Origin of the sequence: Streptomyces corchorusii, assembly GCF_001514055.1 — a bacterium.
Taxonomy (GTDB): Bacteria; Actinomycetota; Actinomycetes; order Streptomycetales; family Streptomycetaceae; genus Streptomyces; species Streptomyces olivaceoviridis.
Genome location: NZ_KQ948358.1, coordinates 52186 through 68506, shown reverse-complemented (window position 1 = coordinate 68506; position 16321 = coordinate 52186). Strand labels below are relative to the sequence as shown.

Genomic DNA, 16321 nt, shown 5'->3' with positions numbered 1-16321 from the left:
GCGGAAGGGCCGGGACTCGTACATGACTTCCACCCATGCCTTCTGGCTCGCCGGCCGCCAGGCCACCGGCGAGGACACCTTCGACGTCACCTCCCCGTGGGACGGCCGGCTCGTCGGCAAGGTCAGCGTGCCGACCGACGCCCAGGTCGAGGAGGCCGTGGCCGCCGCGTACGCCGTCCGCGAGGACTTCGCCGCCACCCCGGCGCACGTCCGCGCCGCCGCTCTCGACCACGTCAGCAAGCGGCTGGCCGAGCGCACCGAGGAGATCGCCCAGCTGATCTCCGCCGAGAACGGCAAGCCGATCAAGTGGGCCCGGGGCGAGGTCGGCCGTGCCGTCTCCGTGTTCCGGTTCGCGGCCGAGGAGGCCCGGCGGTTCAACGGCGGCGAGGCCCAGCGGCTCGACACCGACGCCGGCGGCCAGGGCCGGCTCGCGCTCACCCGCCGCTTCCCGAAGGGTGTCGTGCTCGGCATCGCGCCGTTCAACTTCCCGCTGAACCTGTGCGCCCACAAGGTCGCCCCGGCCATCGCAGCCGGCGCCCCGATCATCCTGAAGCCGGCCCCGGCCACCCCGCTGTCCGGCCTGATCATCGGTGACCTGCTCGCCGAGACCGACCTGCCGGCCGGGTCGTGGAGCATCCTGCCGGTGCCGAACGACAAGATGCCCGCCCTGGTCCAGGACGAGCGCCTGCCGGTCATCTCCTTCACCGGTTCCGAGAAGGTCGGTTACGCGATCATGGACTCGGTGCCGCGCAAGCACTGCACGCTGGAGCTGGGCGGCAACGGAGCCGCGGTCGTCCTCGGCGACTACGCCTCCGACGCCGACCTGGACTGGGCCGCGACCCGCATCGCGACCTTCTCCAACTACCAGGGCGGCCAGTCCTGCATCTCGGTGCAGCGCGTGATCGCCGACGCCTCCGTGTACGACCGGCTGGTGCCGCGGATCGTCGCCGCCGTCGAGGCCCAGGTCACCGGTGACCCGTCCGACCCGAAGACCGACGTCGGCCCGCTGGTCAGCGAGGACGCCGCCAAGCGCGTCGAGTCCTGGGTCAAGGAGGCGGTTGAGGCCGGCGCCACCCTGCTCACCGGCGGTGACCGCGACGGCGCCTCCTACGCGCCGACCGTGCTCACCGACGTACCGGCCGGGGCGACCCTCTCCTGCGAGGAGGTCTTCGGGCCCGTCCTCACCGTGCAGAAGGTCGACGGCGAGGCCGAGGCGTTCGCCGCGGTCAACGACTCCAAGTACGGCCTCCAGGCAGGCGTGTTCACCCACGACCTCCAGGTCGCCTTCCGTGCCCACCGGGCCCTGGAGGTCGGCGGTGTGGTGATCGGCGACGTGCCGTCCTACCGCGCCGACCAGATGCCGTACGGCGGCGTCAAGCAGTCCGGTGTGGGCCGCGAAGGCGTGCGGTTCGCGATGGAGGACTACACCTACGAGCGCGTGCTGGTCCTCACCGGTCTCGCGCTCTGACCTGCCACGGACAGGTCGGGAACAGAACGGCCGCAGCCCGCTGTGCGGGGGCTGCGGCCGTTCGCCGTTTCCGCTCGCCGAGGCAATCCGGAAGGGCTCCGCGGACGTACAGGAAGTAGGACCGCACCCTGAGGGAAGAAGGAGGGCCATCATGCGAGCATCACGCGCGAGGCGCCTCTTCGCGGCGTCCGCGGCCGGCCTGGTGATGGCCGGCGGCGCCGCGATCGGTGCAGCGGGCACGGCTTCGGCGGCAGCCCCTGCCGTGCCCACCCGGGTCACCGACGACTGGTGCTGGGGTCAGGGCGGCTGGAGCTGCTTCGACCATCACTCCGACCACGGCTTCGGTCATCGCTTCGACCACCGCTTCGACCACGGCTTCGGTCATCACTTCGACCACGGCTTCGATCACCGGTTCGGCAATGGAGGCGCCGTGATCATCGTGGTCCGCTAGCGGTGACAGGGCACGTCCCCCGCACCCCCGCCGTCCCGGAGGGTTCCGGCGCCGCCGCCTTCCGGCGCCGGGCCCCCGCCGGGCGACGGCGACCAGCCCGGCGGTCAGGTCCGTGTACGCGGGCCGAGCGCCGCCAGCACCGGGCCGCCGTCCAGGGCGAGTTCCAAGGTGCCCTCGCCCACCACCCGCGCCGAAGTCGCAGGCGCGGTAGACCAGTTCGTCCGTGCCGTCGTGAGCCGGGGCCACCGCGTCGCCCGCCGTCCTCGTCCGGTCCACGATCGCGACACCGGACTGCTCGTCGAAGTCGGCGCCGGCCAGGCCCCGTTCGAGCACCGCGCGGGGGCCGGTGGCCGGCCCTCGACGTGGACGGACGCTCTGGTCGGAGGAGATCGAACCGGAGCCCGGGGCCGCCGAGACCGTGCCGTACCGGGGCGGCGAGCTGGACGGGCTCCCGCCGGCCGTGGAGGCGGTGCGCCGGGGCGAGCTGCTGTTCCTGCTGAACCACGGGTGGGAGCCGGTCACCGTCCAGGTCCCCGGGACCCATCGCGACCTGCCCGGCGGTACGGACGTCACGGACGCGGTCACCCTCGGCCGCTACGGCGTGGCGGTGCTGCGATCATGAGCCGCACGCCGGTCCACGGCACCTGTCGAGCCGGCCCCGGCCGCCCGCCGGGAGGACACCTTCCTGAGCGACAACGGCCACCACGGCATTCTCTCAACCGCTCCACCCCAGCGCCCCTGTCGGAGCAGCGGGCAGAGCGGGCGGGCAGGGGATCCGGCGGAGGTGTACGGGGCGGGCCCGGCGGGTGGTCAGGGCGCGGTCGGTGCCGGTCCCGAACTCGCCCGTACCGTCAGCTCGGGCGTGAGCAGCGCGACCTCGTCGCCGCCCCGCCCGTCCAGCTTGGCCACCAGGTGTTCCACGGCCTGCCGGCCCATCTCCTGGGCGGGGATGGCGACCGAGGTCAGCCGTACCGAGGCCTGGACGGCGACCTGGTCCGGGCAGATCGCGACCACGGACACGTCCTCGGGCACGGCCCGGCCCTGCTGGCGCAGCAGCGCGAGCAGGGGTTCCACCGCCGACTCGTTCTGCACCACGAACCCGGTCGTCCCCGGCCGCTCGTCGAAGATCCGGGCCAGGGTGAGGGCCAGGGCGTCGTACCCGCCCTCGCACGGCCGGTGCAGCACCCGTACGCCCGTCTCCCGGGCGCGGGAGCGCAGACCGTCCAGGGTGCGCTCGGCGAAGCCGGTGTGCCGCTCGTAGACCGCCGGGGCCTCGCCTATGACGGCGATGTCGCGGTGCCCGAGCCCCGCCAGATGCTCCACGCACAGCGCGCCGGTCGCGCTCCAGTCCAGGTCCACGCAGGTCAGCCCGGTGGTGTCGGCGGGCAGACCGATGAGGACCGAGGGCTGGTCGGTTCCCCGCAGCAGCGGCAGCCGCTCGTCCTCCAGCTCGACGTCCATCAGGATCATCGCGTCGGCGAGACCGCTGCCGGTGACCCGGCGCACCGCGTCGGGTCCCTCCTCGCCGGTGAGCAGCAGGACGTCGTAGCCGTGCGTCCGGGCGGTGGTGGCCACCGCGATGGCGATCTCCATCATCACCGGCACGTACATGTCGGTGCGCAGGGGGACCATCAGCGCGATGATGTTGGACCGTTTGCCGGCCAGGGCGCGGGCACCCGCGTTCGGGTGGTAGCCCAGCTCCCGGATGCTCTGCTCGACCCGCTGCCGGGTGGTCGCGGAGATGGACCGCTTGCCGCTGAGGACATAGCTCACCGTGCTCGCCGAGACCCCGGCGTGCTGAGCGACCTCGGCGAGGGTGACCATCCAGCTCTCCAAGAGTTGTGAAGCGCTTCGACACTGCGCATAACCGACAAGGGGGGTGAGGATGACACTGACACTAGCTCCAGGCGAGCCGGAGTGTCCATAGGCGTCGAAGCGCTTCGACAGCCTGTCTCGGGGGCATGCGGAACGCCCCGCCGACCGCAGTACATCACCCCCGCCCCGGCGCTCCGGCGGGCATGTCCACCGTTCGCGCGCGAGGGGTGGTGGGGTCGGCCCGTTTCGGGTACCAACGATCCAGTAGCACTGGTCGGTAACGAACGGTCCCATTCGTCCCCCTTTGCGGCGAGGTGAGCCTGCATGTCCGCCACCACCACCCCACGCACCACCGTCACCGAGCGCGAGGCCCGCCAGGTGGCGGAGGCCGCCCGGCAGCAGGACTGGCACAAGCCCAGCTTCGCCAAGGAGCTGTTCCTCGGGCGCTTCCGGCTCGACCTCATCCACCCCCACCCGCTGCCCGACGAGGAGTCCGTGCGGCGCGGCGAGGAGTTCCTGGCCGAGCTGCGCGCGTTCTGCGAGACGGCGATCGACCCCGCCCGGATCGAGCGCGAGGCCCGCATCCCCGACGAGGTCGTGGCGGGCCTGAAGGAACTCGGCGCCCTCGGCATGAAGATCGACCCCCGGTACGGCGGTCTCGGCCTCACCCAGCTGTACTACAACAAGGCGCTCGCCCTGGTCGGCTCCGTCAGCCCCGCCGTCGGCGCGCTGCTCTCCGCGCACCAGTCGATCGGCGTACCGCAGCCGCTGAAGCTGTTCGGCACCCAGGAGCAGAAGGACGCCTTCCTGCCCCGCTGCGCCCGCACCGACATCTCCGCGTTCCTGCTCACCGAGCCGGACGTCGGCTCCGACCCGGCCCGCCTGGCCACCACCGCCGTACCCGACGGCGACGACTACGTGCTCGACGGGGTGAAACTGTGGACCACCAACGGGGTGGTCGCCGACCTGCTCGTCGTCATGGCGCGCGTGCCGAAGTCCGAGGGGCACCAGGGCGGCATCACCGCGTTCGTCGTGGAGGCGGCCGCCGAGGGCGTCACCGTCGAGAACCGCAACGCCTTCATGGGGCTGCGCGGCATCGAGAACGGCGTCACCCGCTTCCACCGGGTCCGGGTCCCGGCGGCCAACCGCATCGGCCCCGAGGGCGCCGGACTGAAGATCGCGCTCACCACCCTCAACACCGGCCGGCTGTCGCTGCCCGCGATGTGCGCCGGAGCGGGCAAGTGGTGCCTGAAGATCGCCCGCGAGTGGGCGGCCGAGCGCGAGCAGTGGGGCAAGCCGGTCGCGCTGCACGAGGCGGTCGGCGCCAAGATCAGCTTCATCGCGGCCACCACCTTCGCCCTCGAAGCCGTGCTCGACCTGTCCTCGCAGATGGCCGACGAGGACCGCAACGACATCCGCATCGAGGCTGCCCTCGCCAAGCTCTACGGCTCCGAGATGGCCTGGAAGATGGCCGACGAACTGGTCCAGATCCGGGGCGGGCGCGGCTACGAGACGGCCGAGTCGCTGCGGGCGCGCGGCGAGCGGGCGGTCCCGGCCGAGCAGATCCTGCGCGACCTGCGCATCAACCGCATCTTCGAGGGCTCCACGGAGATCATGCACCTGCTGATCGCGCGGGAGGCCGTCGACGCCCACCTCTCGGTCGCCGGCGACCTCATCGACCCCGACAAACCGCTGTCCGCCAAGGCGAAGGCGGGCGCGAACGCGGGCGTCTTCTACGCCAAGTGGCTGCCGAAGCTGGTCGCCGGACCGGGTCAACTGCCGACGGCGTACGGCGAGTTCAAGCACGGCATCGACCTCTCCGGGCACCTGCGCCACGTCGAGCGCACCGCTCGCAAGCTCGCCCGCTCCACCTTCTACGCCATGTCCCGCTGGCAGGGCCGGATGGAGACCAAGCAGGGCTTCCTCGGCCGGATCGTGGACATCGGCGCCGAACTGTTCGCGATGAGCGCGGCCTGCGTCCGCGCCGAGCGGCTGTGGCGCGAGGGCGAGCACGGCCGCGAGGCGTACCAGCTCGCCGACGCCTTCTGCCGCCAGGCCCGCATCCGGGTGGACGAACTCTTCGCCCGGCTGTGGACCAACACCGACGACCTGGACCGCAAGGTGGTCAAGCACGTCCTCGGCGGGGCCTACACCTGGCTGGAGGAGGGCATCCTCGACCCGTCGGGGGAAGGGCCGTGGATCGCCGACGCGACCCCCGGACCCCCCGCCCGCGAGAACGCCCGCCGTCCCTTCGGGAGTTAGCAGTACGTGTCGCTCGGGTCCCGCGTCGTCCAGGAGCAGGTGTCGACCTTGCTGCCGCTCGCCTTGGTCAGCGTCGCCGTGTCCTTGTCGTTGTTCCAGACGTAGGCACGGCGGTCCTGGTACTTGTCCGACGCGGTGTCCGAGCCGCTGCCGGTGTGCACCTTCAGGTACTTCCCGGCGCCGATCTTGACGTTGCCGAAGACGTACTTGTGGTTGGAGGCGTCCTTCAGCACCCACCCCTTGAGCGAGACCGCCGAGCCGCTGGTGTTCTTCAGCTGCACCCATTCGGCGTTCAGGCTCTTGTTCGAGCGGTTGTCCGTGCCGGGGCTGTCGAACCACACGTGGTGGATCCTCACGCCCCCGGCGGCCTCGGCCGGGGTGCTGAGCAGGGTGCCGGTGAGCAGGGCCGCGCCGGCGAGGGCGGGCAGGGCGGCGCGTATGCGCACAGTACGCATGGAGAGATCCCCCCAGGATGTCGTCCGCGAAGTCGTGGCCGGTCCGCACGGCGACCGGCCCGGACTGAAGTGTTATCACATGATCTTCACGGCGTGTTCACCATTCCGCTGAACGCACCCGCGCGAGGGACGCGCTGTCCGGGCCGTCACCTCGTGCCGCCACAATGGGGGGATGACCGACAGTCCCGCCCGTCCGGCCCCCCTCGCCGACCCGCACCTCGTCTACGACCCCGCCCCCGGGGACGGCCCCAAGGACGTGGTGATCCTCGGCTCCACCGGATCCATCGGCACCCAGGCCATCGACCTCGTGCTGCGCAACCCCGACCGCTTCCGGGTCACCGCCCTGTCCGCGAACGGCGGCCGGGTGGCCCTCCTCGCCGAGCAGGCGCACCGGCTGCGGGTGCGGACCGTGGCGGTCGCCCGCGAGGACGTCGTCCCCGCGCTGCGCGAGGCGCTCGCCGCCGAGTACGGCGGCGCCGAGCCGCTGCCCGAGATCCTCGCCGGACCCCACGCGGCCACCCAGGTCGCCGCCTCCGCGTGCCACACCGTGCTCAACGGCATCACCGGCTCCATCGGCCTCGCCCCGACCCTCGCCGCCCTGGAGGCGGGCCGCACCCTCGCGCTCGCCAACAAGGAGTCGCTGATCGTCGGCGGCCCGCTGGTCACCGCGCTCGCGAAGCCGGGGCAGATCATTCCGGTGGACTCCGAGCACGCGGCCCTCTTCCAGGCGCTCGCCGCCGGTACCAGGGCCGACGTCCGCAAGCTCGTCGTCACCGCCTCCGGCGGCCCCTTCCGCGGCCGGACCAGGGACGAACTGGCGCACGTCACCGTCGCGGACGCCCTCGCCCACCCCACGTGGGCGATGGGCCCGGTCATCACGGTCAACTCCGCGACCCTGGTCAACAAGGGACTGGAGGTCATCGAGGCCCACCTCCTCTACGACATTCCCTTCGACCGCATTGAGGTGGTCGTGCACCCGCAGTCGTATGTCCACTCGATGGTCGAGTTCACCGACGGATCCACGATCGCCCAGGCGACGCCCCCCGACATGCGCGGGCCCATCGCCATCGGACTGGGCTGGCCCGAACGTGTCCCGGACGCGGCCCCCGCGTTCGACTGGAGCAAGGCCTCCACCTGGGAGTTCTTCCCGCTGGACGACGAGGCCTTTCCCTCGGTGGACCTCGCCCGGCACGTGGGGCGGCTCGCGGGCACGGCCCCGGCGGTGTTCAATGCCGCCAACGAGGAGTGCGTCGCGGCCTTCCTGAGCGGCGCGCTGCCCTTCAACGGGATCATGGATACCGTCACCCGGGTGGTGGAGGAGCACGGCACCCCGGTCACGGGAACCTCACTCACGGTGTCGGACGTCCTCGAAGCGGAGACCTGGGCAAGAGCCCGGGCCCGCGAACTCACAGCCACGACGGCGACCGCGGAGGCGCGTGCATGACGACCTTGATGTTCATCCTCGGCATAGTGGTCTTCGCGGTCGGCCTGCTCGTCTCGATCGCCTGGCACGAGCTGGGGCACCTGTCCACGGCCAAGCTCTTCGGCATCCGCGTGCCGCAGTACATGGTCGGCTTCGGCCCGACCATCTGGTCACGCAGGAAGGGCGAGACGGAGTACGGCATCAAGGCGGTCCCGCTCGGCGGCTACATCCGCATGATCGGCATGTTCCCGCCGGACGACCAGGGCCGGGTCTCCGCCCGCTCCACCTCCCCGTGGCGCGGCATGATCGAGGACGCCCGCTCGGCGGCCTTCGAGGAGCTCCAGCCGGGCGACGAGACGCGCATGTTCTACACGCGCAAGCCGTGGAAGCGGGTCATCGTCATGTTCGCGGGCCCCTTCATGAACCTGGTGCTCGCGGTCGCCCTCTTCCTCACCGTGCTGATGGGCTTCGGCATCCAGAAGGAAACCACCGTCGTGGAATCCGTCTCGCCCTGCGTCATCGCGCAGAGCCAGCACCGCGACAGCTGCAAGAAGTCCGACCCGTCGTCCCCGGCCGCGCAGGCCGGCATGAAGGCGGGTGACAAGATCGTCTCCTTCGACGGCAAGCCGACCAAGGACTGGAACACGCTGTCGGACCTCATCCGGGACAGCGCCGGGAAGAACGTCGCCTTCGTCGTCGACCGCGACGGCCGGGCGGTGACCCTGCACGCCAGGATCGCCACGAACCAGGTCGCCAAGAAGGACGCCGGCGGCAACTACGTCGACGGCTACGTCAAGGCCGGCTTCCTCGGCTTCAGCCCCGCCACCGGCGTCGTCAAACAGGACTTCGGCGAGTCCGTGACCTGGATGACCGACCGGGTCGGCGACGCCGTCGACTCCCTCGTCGCCCTGCCCGGCAAGATCCCGGCCCTGTGGGACGCGGCCTTCGGCGACGGCCCGCGCGAGCCGGACTCCCCGATGGGCATCGTCGGCGCCGCCCGGGTCACCGGCGAGATCGCCACCCTGGACATCCCCGCCTCACAGCAGCTGGCCATGTTCGTGTTCGTGCTGGCCGGCTTCAACCTCTCCCTGTTCCTGTTCAACATGCTCCCGCTGCTCCCGCTCGACGGCGGGCACATCGCGGGCGCCCTGTGGGAGTCGCTGCGGCGGAACCTGGCCCGCGTGCTGCGCCGGCCCGACCCCGGACCGTTCGACGTCGCCAAGCTGATGCCGGTGGCGTACGTGGTGGCCGGGATCTTCGTCTGCTTCACCGTCCTGGTGCTGATCGCCGACGTGGTGAACCCGGTGAAAATCTCCTAGCCACCCGTCGTTCACCGCGGCCCGGACCCCTAGGGTTCCGGGCCGCATTCCATCGGGTGGGTTTACGGGTGGGGATGTGCTGACGCGGCGCCCGGTGCCGTAATCTCAAAGCCTGGGAGCCCGCCGTTGCACGGGACCGGACCTTGATCCACGACTTGGGGTTGCACAGCAGATGACTGCGATTTCTCTCGGCATGCCGTCCGTTCCGACCAAGCTCGCCGAGCGCCGGAAGAGCCGGCAGATCCAGGTCGGAAGCGTGGCGGTCGGCGGAGACGCGCCGGTCTCGGTCCAGTCGATGACCACGACCCGCACGTCCGACATCGGCGCCACCCTCCAGCAGATCGCCGAGCTGACCGCCTCCGGCTGCCAGATCGTCCGTGTGGCCTGCCCCACCCAGGACGACGCCGACGCCCTCGCCACCATCGCGAAGAAGTCCCAGATCCCGGTGATCGCGGACATCCACTTCCAGCCGAAGTACGTCTTCGCCGCCATCGAGGCCGGCTGCGCCGCCGTCCGCGTCAACCCCGGCAACATCAAGCAGTTCGACGACAAGGTCAAGGAGATCGCCAAGGCCGCCAAGGACCACGGCACCCCGATCCGCATCGGCGTCAACGCCGGCTCCCTGGACAAGCGCCTGCTCCAGAAGTACGGCAAGGCGACCCCGGAGGCCCTGGTCGAGTCGGCGCTGTGGGAGGCGTCCCTCTTCGAGGAGCACGACTTCCGCGACATCAAGATCTCCGTCAAGCACAACGACCCGGTCGTGATGATCGAGGCCTACCGGCAGCTCGCCGAACAGTGCGACTACCCCCTCCACCTCGGCGTCACCGAGGCCGGCCCCGCGTTCCAGGGCACGATCAAGTCGGCCGTCGCCTTCGGCGCCCTGCTCTCCCAGGGCATCGGCGACACGATCCGGGTCTCCCTCTCGGCCCCGCCGGTCGAGGAGGTCAAGGTCGGCCTCCAGATCCTCCAGTCGCTCGGCCTGCGCCAGCGCGGCCTGGAGATCGTCTCCTGCCCGTCCTGCGGTCGCGCCCAGGTCGACGTCTACAAGCTCGCCGAAGAGGTCACCGCCGGCCTGACCGGCATGGAGGTCCCGCTCCGCGTCGCCGTCATGGGCTGCGTCGTCAACGGCCCCGGCGAGGCCCGCGAGGCCGACCTCGGCGTCGCCTCCGGCAACGGCAAGGGCCAGATCTTCGTCAAGGGCGAGGTCATCAAGACCGTCCCCGAGTCCAAGATCGTGGAGACCCTCATCGAGGAGGCCATGAAGCTGGCGGAGCAGATGGAGGCCGAGGGCGTGGCCTCCGGCGAACCGTCGGTGTCGGTGGCGGGCTGACTCTCCCGGTGCCGGTCGGAGGCAGCGCCCCGCCAGGGGCGCGGGGCCGTGCTCGACGTGCGGCTCCGCCGCGTGGGCGAGGCCGGCCATCGACCGGCCCGCACCCGTCGGCGCTCCCAAGTCACCCGGGCTGGCAGGCGCACGACGAAGCAGCGCGGCTATAGTGCGGAGATCAGCAGACCCCCAGCGCGAGGCCCCGCACGTGTTGACGCAGACCACCTCACGAGTGCTCGAACCGGGCGACCTGGACGCCGCGCTCGCCGTCCTCGACCGCGAGCCGGTCGCGAACGCCTTCGTGACCTCGCGGGTCCAGGTCGCCGGCCTCGACCCCTGGCGGCTCGGCGGCGAGATGTGGGGCTGGTACGAGGACGGCATGCTCACGTCCCTGTGCTACGCGGGCGCCAACCTCGTCCCGGTCTGCGCCACCCCCCGCGCCGTCCGCGCCTTCGCCGACCGCGCCCGGCGGGCCGGCCGGCGCTGCTCCTCCATCGTCGGCCCCGCCGAGGCCACCGCCGCGCTGTGGCGGCTGCTGGAGCCGCACTGGGGCCCGGCCCGCGAGGTCCGCGCCCACCAGCCGCTGATGGTCACCGACCGCATGCCGGCCGACATCACCCCGGACCCCTACGTCCGCCGCGTCCGCAAGGACGAGATGGAGACGATCATGCCGGCGTGCGTGGCGATGTTCACCGAGGAGGTCGGCGTCTCGCCCCTCGCCGGCGACGGCGGCCTGCTCTACCAGGCCCGGGTCGCCGAACTCGTCGGCTCCGGCCGCTCCTTCGCCCGCGTCGACGACCAGGGCCGGGTCGTGTTCAAGGCGGAGATCGGCGCGGCCACCCCCCATGCCTGCCAGATCCAGGGCGTCTGGGTGGCCCCCGAATACCGGGGCAGGGGCCTGGCGGCCCCCGGCATGGCGGCCGTACTGCGCTACGCCCTGGCCGATGTGGCCCCCGTGGTCAGCCTGTACGTGAACGACTTCAACACCGCGGCGCGCAGGACGTACCGCAGGGTGGGCTTCCACGAGGTGGGAGCCTTCATGAGCGTGCTCTTCTGACCGCCCTGTACGCTCCCGGCATGGACCTCGTGATCGGCTCCCTGGACCTCACCGCCCACGTGGACGAGGCCCTGGCCGTCCAAGCCGTCGCCTTCGGACTCGGCCCGGACGAAGTCGCCGTACGCCGCCAGATCGTCCAGCGGCACATGCAGTACCGCGGCGCGCGCGCCTACGGCGCCACCGTCCGGGGGCGGCTCGTCGGTTTCGTCTACGGCATGCCCAACAGCCGAACCCACTGGTGGTCCACCGTCGTCGAGCCCTATCTGCGCGCGGGCGGCAACGACTTCTGGCTGGACGACTCCTTCGTCATCACCGAACTGCACGTCCACCCCGACCACCAGAACCGCGGCATCGGCCGGCGTCTGATCACCATCATCACCGACACCGCCGACGAACCCCGCTCGATCCTCTCCGCGATCGACACCGACAGCCCCGCCCGCGGCCTCTACCACTCCCTCGGCTACGTCGACCTCGCCCGCCGGGTCCACTTCCCGAGCGCACCGAGGCCGTACGCCGTGATGGGCGCCCCCCTGCCGCTGCGCCGGCGATAACCGATTTCCACCGGCACAGGCGGCCCGGCTAACCTCCATGCCATCACCCTTTCCCGGCAGGAGTACGAGAACCATGGCCAACGCACCGGTCCAGCGCATGTCCCAGTTGATGGCGAAGACGCTGCGCGACGACCCGGCGGACGCCGAGGTCCTCAGCCACAAGCTCCTCGTCCGCGCCGGCTACGTCCGCCGCACGGCCGCCGGCATCTGGAGCTGGCTGCCCCTCGGCAAGAAGGTGCTCGCCAACGTCGAGCGCGTCGTCCGCGAGGAGATGGACGCCATCGGCGCCCAGGAGGTCATGCTGCCCGCGCTGCTGCCGCGTGAGCCCTACGAGGCCACCGGCCGCTGGGACGAGTACGGTCAGGAGCTGTTCCGGCTCAAGGACCGCAAGGGCGGCGACTACCTCCTCGGCCCCACCCACGAGGAGATCTTCACCCTCCTGGTCAAGGACCAGTGCACGTCCTACAAGGACCTGCCGGTGACCCTCTACCAGATCCAGACCAAGTTCCGTGACGAGGCCCGGCCCCGCGCCGGCATCCTGCGCGGCCGCGAGTTCCTGATGAAGGACTCGTACTCCTTCGACCTGGACGACGAGGGCCTCGGCCGGTCCTACGCCCTGCACCGCGAGGCCTACCGGCGCGTCTTCGCGCGCCTCGGCCTCGACTACCGCATCGTCGCGGCCACCGCCGGCGCCATGGGCGGCTCCAAGTCCGAGGAGTTCCTCGCCCCGGCCGAGGCCGGCGAGGACACCTTCGCCGACTGCCCGAACTGCGACTTCGCCGCCAACACGGAGGCGATCACGTACGCGCTGAAGCCGGTGGACGCCTCCGGCGTGCCCGCCGCCGAGGACATCCCGACCCCCGACACCCCGACCATCGAGACGCTGGCCGCCTCGCTCGGCGTCCCGGCCTCCGCCACGCTGAAGAACCTGCTGGTCAAGGTGGACGGCGAGATCGTCGCCGTCGGCGTGCCCGGGGACCGCGAGGTGGACCTGGGCAAGGTCGAGGCGCACTTCGCCCCGGCCACCGTCGAGATGGTCACCGAGGCGGACTTCGCCGAGCGCGACGACCTGGTCCGTGGCTACGTCGGCCCCCAGGGCCTGGGCGAGAAGGTCACCTACATCGCCGACCCGCGCGTGGCCCCCGGCACCGCCTGGATCACCGGCGCCAACAAGGAGCACACGCACGCCAAGAACGTCGTCGCCGGCCGGGACTTCGAGGTCGACGCGTACGTGGACGTCGTGGTGGTCCAGGAGGGCGACCCCTGCCCCAAGTGCGGCACCGGCCTGAAGCTGGACCGCGCCATCGAGATCGGCCACATCTTCCAGCTGGGCCGCAAGTACACCGATGCCCTCAAGCTGGACGTCCTCGGCCAGAACGGCAAGCCGGTCCGCGTCACCATGGGCTCCTACGGCATCGGTGTCTCCCGCGCCGTCGCCGCGCTCGCCGAGCAGACCGCCGACGAGCACGGCCTGGTCTGGCCCAAGGAGATCGCCCCGGCCGACGTGCACGTCGTCGCCGCCGGCAAGGCGCTCCAGACCGAGCTGGCCCTCGACGTCTCCGAGAAGCTCGCCGCCGCGGGCGTCCGCGTCCTGGTGGACGACCGGGCCGGGGTCTCCCCGGGCGTGAAGTTCACCGACGCGGAGCTGATCGGGGTCCCGCAGATCCTGGTCGCCGGCCGCCGCGCCGGCGAGGGCGTCCTGGAGCTGAAGGACCGCAAGACCGGCGAGCGCGAGGAACTGACGGTCGAGGACGCGATCGCCCGCCTGACCGCCCAGTAGCGGCAGACAGCGGCGGGATGGCCCCGGGCTCAGCCCGGGGCCATCCCGCGCGTTCGATGACGACCACCAGGGCAGACACCCCAGCCGCCACGGCCCACGTGCCCTCTGCCCCGGCGGTGCCGGCGGGCCCGCCATCCCGCTAGTCGTGCCGGTGGGCTCGCCGCCCGCTGGTGGGGCTGGTGGCTCGCGGCCCCGCTGTGGTGCTGGTGGGCTTCCCGTCCCGGCGACGGTCACCGAGCCGAGGCAGGCGCCCCGGCCGTCACGGCTCACGTGCCCTCCGCCCCGGCCGTGCCGACGGGCTCTCCACCCCTGGCCGTGCTGGCGGGCTCACCGTCCCCGGCCGTGCCGGTGGGCGACCCGTCCCCGCCCGGCTAGAGCCAGCTCGCGAACTCCAGCAGGAGCTCCGCGTCCTTCTCGCGGCCGACCCGGCGGGCCCGTACCCCGGACTCCACCGCCCGGAACAGCGTCCAGCCCCGCAGCCGTTCCTGGTCGACCTCCAGCGACTCGGCGAGCCGCTTGATCCGGCGCCGGGTGGTGGACGGTCCGGACGACGCCGCGATCAGGTCCTCCACCCGGTCCCGCACCAGCCGCGCCAGATCGAAGGCGCTCTCGCCGACCACCGGGTCCGGGCCCACCGCCAGCCAGGGCATCCGCTCCCCGGAGAGCACCTTGCTCTGCCGGAACGTGCCGTGCAGCAGCAACTGCTCGGGCGGCGCGGCCAGCAGCTCCGCACGGGCGGCGAGGGCCGCCTCCACCAGCGGGGCCGCCTCCGGATCGGTCCCGGCGCCCGCCCGCATCGCCACCGCCTGCCGCCCGGTCCGCTCGGCGACGGTCTCGAAGACATGCCCGGCCGGCGGTGCGACCCACAGCCTGCGCAGCGTCCCCGCCGCCTCCAGCAGCGCCTTCGCCTCCGGCAGCGACCGCACCGACACATCCGGGTGCAGCCGCTCCAGCAGCAGCGCCCCGTCCTCCGCCTCGGATTCCAGCAGTTGTACGGCGCCCAGCCCGCCCCAGTGCGCCAGCGCCGCCCGCTCGCTCTGAGGGCGGGCCCGGGGCGGCGCCAGCTTCAGCACGGCCGGGGTGCCGTCCGCCCGCCGTACCAGCACCACCAGGCTGCTGCGCCCGCCCGGCACCTGCACCCGCTCGACGGTCAACTCGCGCCGGGCGACGGCCCGCTCGGCCGCCGCGGGCAGCCGCGCCAGCCAGTCGTCCCCGGCCGGTGCCGTCTCACCGAGCGCCCGCACCAGGCGCTGCGGCGGTTCGAAAGCCATGCGCGAGTCGTTCCCTTCGTGTCCTGTGCTGCCGGGACCCCGCCCGAGTCTCCCGTCCTGATCCTGTTCCCGATCGTGTCCGGTGCCGGCCCGCCCGGCCGGCGGTCAACGCGGCGGCGAACCGGACGGTGACGGTGCCGTGCCGGCCGCGCCCGCCCGTTCGCCGGACCGCTCGGCCAGACCAGGGAAGGCTACGCTCCCCCCGCTCCAGCGCACCGCCCGCACCGCGGCCTCCCGCAGCGCCCCGGCCGCGTCGGCCCGCCGCGCGCCGGTCGTGGCCCGCACCAGGTCCGAATAGACACCGGCCACCCGCTCCTCCAGCCGCGCGGCCAGCCGCAGCGCGCCCGCCCCGTCCTCGACCGGGAACGGCAGCGCGTACGCGGCGCTCGCGGCGACCGGTGCGCCGCCCAAGTCGCGCACCGCGCGCACCAGCGCGTCCCGGCGCGCGCGGTGGGCGTCGTACGCCGAGCGCGCCTCCGCCCGGCGCCGCTCGCCGATCCGTCCGCCCACGACGCCGTACCCGTACACCGCCGCGTGCTCCGCCGCCAGCGCGGCCTGCAAGGCGGTCAGCTCCGCCGTCCCGGCCTGCTCGGCCCCGTCGCTCACCTGGCCCCCTCCGTCAGCAGGTACGCGTGCGCGGCCCCGGCCGCGGCGACCGACGCCAGCAGCCGTGCCAGCTCGCCCGGCGCCTCCAGCAGATCCTTGGTGCGCCGGTCGGCGAGGGCGCGCTCGGCGGCGGCCAGCCCGGCGACGGCGTCCTTCTCGCCGGCCGGGACGGGAACGGCGGAGGCGGTGGCCGTGGCGGAAGCCGTGGGCGCCGTACCGTCCGTGAAAGCCGCCGCGTGCGCCGCGACCTGGGCCCGCAGCGGGCGCAGCCGGTCGGCCAGGCCGGGGTGCGCGGCGAGCACGGCGTCGTACCGTGCCAGCAGCCCCCGGCTGTCCCGCGCCGCACGCGCGCGTGCCCGCTGGGTGGCCGACGGACCGTCGTCGCCGGACTCCGGCCCGGCCGAGCAGCCCGTCAGCAGGGCGCCGCCGGCGGCCGAGACGAGCAGGGTTCTTCTGCGCGGCCCCGTGGGCACGCGCGAGGGCGGGGGGTACGGCACGGCTGACGTCCTCGGGGGCTCGTACGAACACACGGGCGGGAA

14 protein-coding genes and 1 pseudogene are annotated in these 16321 nt (G+C 72.5%); 10 read left to right on the top strand and 5 right to left on the bottom strand.

The features are described from left to right. Positions 1-22: 22 nt before the first annotated feature. The 3 genes and pseudogenes from AQJ11_RS21390 to AQJ11_RS46150 all read left to right on the top strand — a co-directional run. Positions 23-1468, top strand: a complete 1446-nt coding sequence (locus tag AQJ11_RS21390) for an aldehyde dehydrogenase family protein (protein ID WP_014675331.1) — start codon at positions 23-25, stop codon at positions 1466-1468. 151 nt (positions 1469-1619) lie between these two features. Beyond that, complete coding sequence (locus AQJ11_RS21385; RefSeq protein ID WP_059264068.1) at positions 1620-1919, top strand: hypothetical protein; 300 nt, start codon at positions 1620-1622, stop codon at positions 1917-1919. A 370-nt stretch (positions 1920-2289) separates the two neighbouring features. Continuing rightward, positions 2290-2541 (top strand): annotated as a pseudogene (locus AQJ11_RS46150) (Beta-galactosidase C-terminal domain); the annotation flags it as partial. Between the two features lie 188 nt (positions 2542-2729). Here the strand turns inward: AQJ11_RS46150 and AQJ11_RS21370 are convergent. Then, entirely contained in the window at positions 2730-3743 is a 1014-nt protein-coding gene (locus AQJ11_RS21370; RefSeq protein ID WP_059264065.1) for a LacI family DNA-binding transcriptional regulator, read from the bottom strand. Between the two features lie 315 nt (positions 3744-4058). Here AQJ11_RS21370 and AQJ11_RS21365 point away from each other — a divergent pair, with 315 nt between their 5' ends. Then, the gene (locus tag AQJ11_RS21365) at positions 4059-5996 is read left to right on the top strand and encodes an acyl-CoA dehydrogenase family protein (RefSeq protein WP_059264064.1); all 1938 of its coding nucleotides are present in this window, start codon (positions 4059-4061) and stop codon (positions 5994-5996) included. Here AQJ11_RS21365 and AQJ11_RS21360 read toward each other — a convergent pair. Further along, complete coding sequence (locus AQJ11_RS21360) at positions 5993-6451, bottom strand: lamin tail domain-containing protein (protein WP_059264063.1); 459 nt, start codon at positions 6449-6451, stop codon at positions 5993-5995. The genes AQJ11_RS21365 and AQJ11_RS21360 overlap by 4 nt on opposite strands. A gap of 172 nt (positions 6452-6623) precedes the next feature. Between AQJ11_RS21360 and dxr the strand changes: the two genes are divergently transcribed. The 6 genes from dxr (at position 6624) to AQJ11_RS21330 (ending at position 13905) form a co-directional block, all read left to right on the top strand. Further along, a complete protein-coding gene (gene dxr / locus AQJ11_RS21355; RefSeq protein WP_059264062.1) occupies positions 6624-7895 on the top strand; it encodes a 1-deoxy-D-xylulose-5-phosphate reductoisomerase in 1272 nt (423 codons plus the stop codon). Then, a complete protein-coding gene (locus AQJ11_RS21350) occupies positions 7892-9193 on the top strand; it encodes a M50 family metallopeptidase (protein ID WP_014675338.1) in 1302 nt (433 codons plus the stop codon). Before dxr ends, AQJ11_RS21350 begins: the two co-directional genes overlap by 4 nt. Positions 9194-9365: 172 nt before the next feature. Beyond that, positions 9366-10523 (top strand): flavodoxin-dependent (E)-4-hydroxy-3-methylbut-2-enyl-diphosphate synthase, encoded by a 1158-nt coding sequence (ispG, locus tag AQJ11_RS21345; protein WP_058082097.1) that lies wholly within the window; start codon positions 9366-9368, stop codon positions 10521-10523. A gap of 202 nt (positions 10524-10725) precedes the next feature. After that, positions 10726-11574 (top strand): GNAT family N-acetyltransferase, encoded by an 849-nt coding sequence (locus tag AQJ11_RS21340; protein ID WP_014675340.1) that lies wholly within the window; start codon positions 10726-10728, stop codon positions 11572-11574. Positions 11575-11594: 20 nt separating this feature from the next. Beyond that, on the top strand, positions 11595-12125 hold the full coding sequence (locus AQJ11_RS21335; RefSeq protein WP_059264061.1) for a GNAT family N-acetyltransferase: 531 nt from the start codon (positions 11595-11597) through the stop codon (positions 12123-12125). Between the two features lie 73 nt (positions 12126-12198). After that, complete coding sequence (locus AQJ11_RS21330) at positions 12199-13905, top strand: proline--tRNA ligase (RefSeq protein WP_059264060.1); 1707 nt, start codon at positions 12199-12201, stop codon at positions 13903-13905. 371 nt (positions 13906-14276) lie between these two features. Here the strand turns inward: AQJ11_RS21330 and AQJ11_RS21325 are convergent, their stop codons facing one another. The 3 genes from AQJ11_RS21325 to AQJ11_RS21315 all read right to left on the bottom strand — a co-directional run bounded on the left by AQJ11_RS21325 (position 14277) and on the right by AQJ11_RS21315 (position 16279). Continuing rightward, positions 14277-15176: an aminoglycoside phosphotransferase family protein gene (locus tag AQJ11_RS21325; RefSeq protein ID WP_059264059.1), complete on the bottom strand. Its 900-nt coding sequence runs from the start codon at positions 15174-15176 to the stop codon at positions 14277-14279. Positions 15177-15281: 105 nt separating this feature from the next. Beyond that, positions 15282-15782, bottom strand: a complete 501-nt coding sequence (locus tag AQJ11_RS21320) for a ferritin-like domain-containing protein (protein ID WP_059264058.1) — start codon at positions 15780-15782, stop codon at positions 15282-15284. Beyond that, positions 15779-16279, bottom strand: coding sequence for a hypothetical protein (locus tag AQJ11_RS21315; RefSeq protein ID WP_059264057.1), 501 nt, complete (start codon positions 16277-16279; stop codon positions 15779-15781). The genes AQJ11_RS21320 and AQJ11_RS21315 overlap by 4 nt, the downstream gene beginning before the upstream one ends. Positions 16280-16321: the final 42 nt, after the last annotated feature.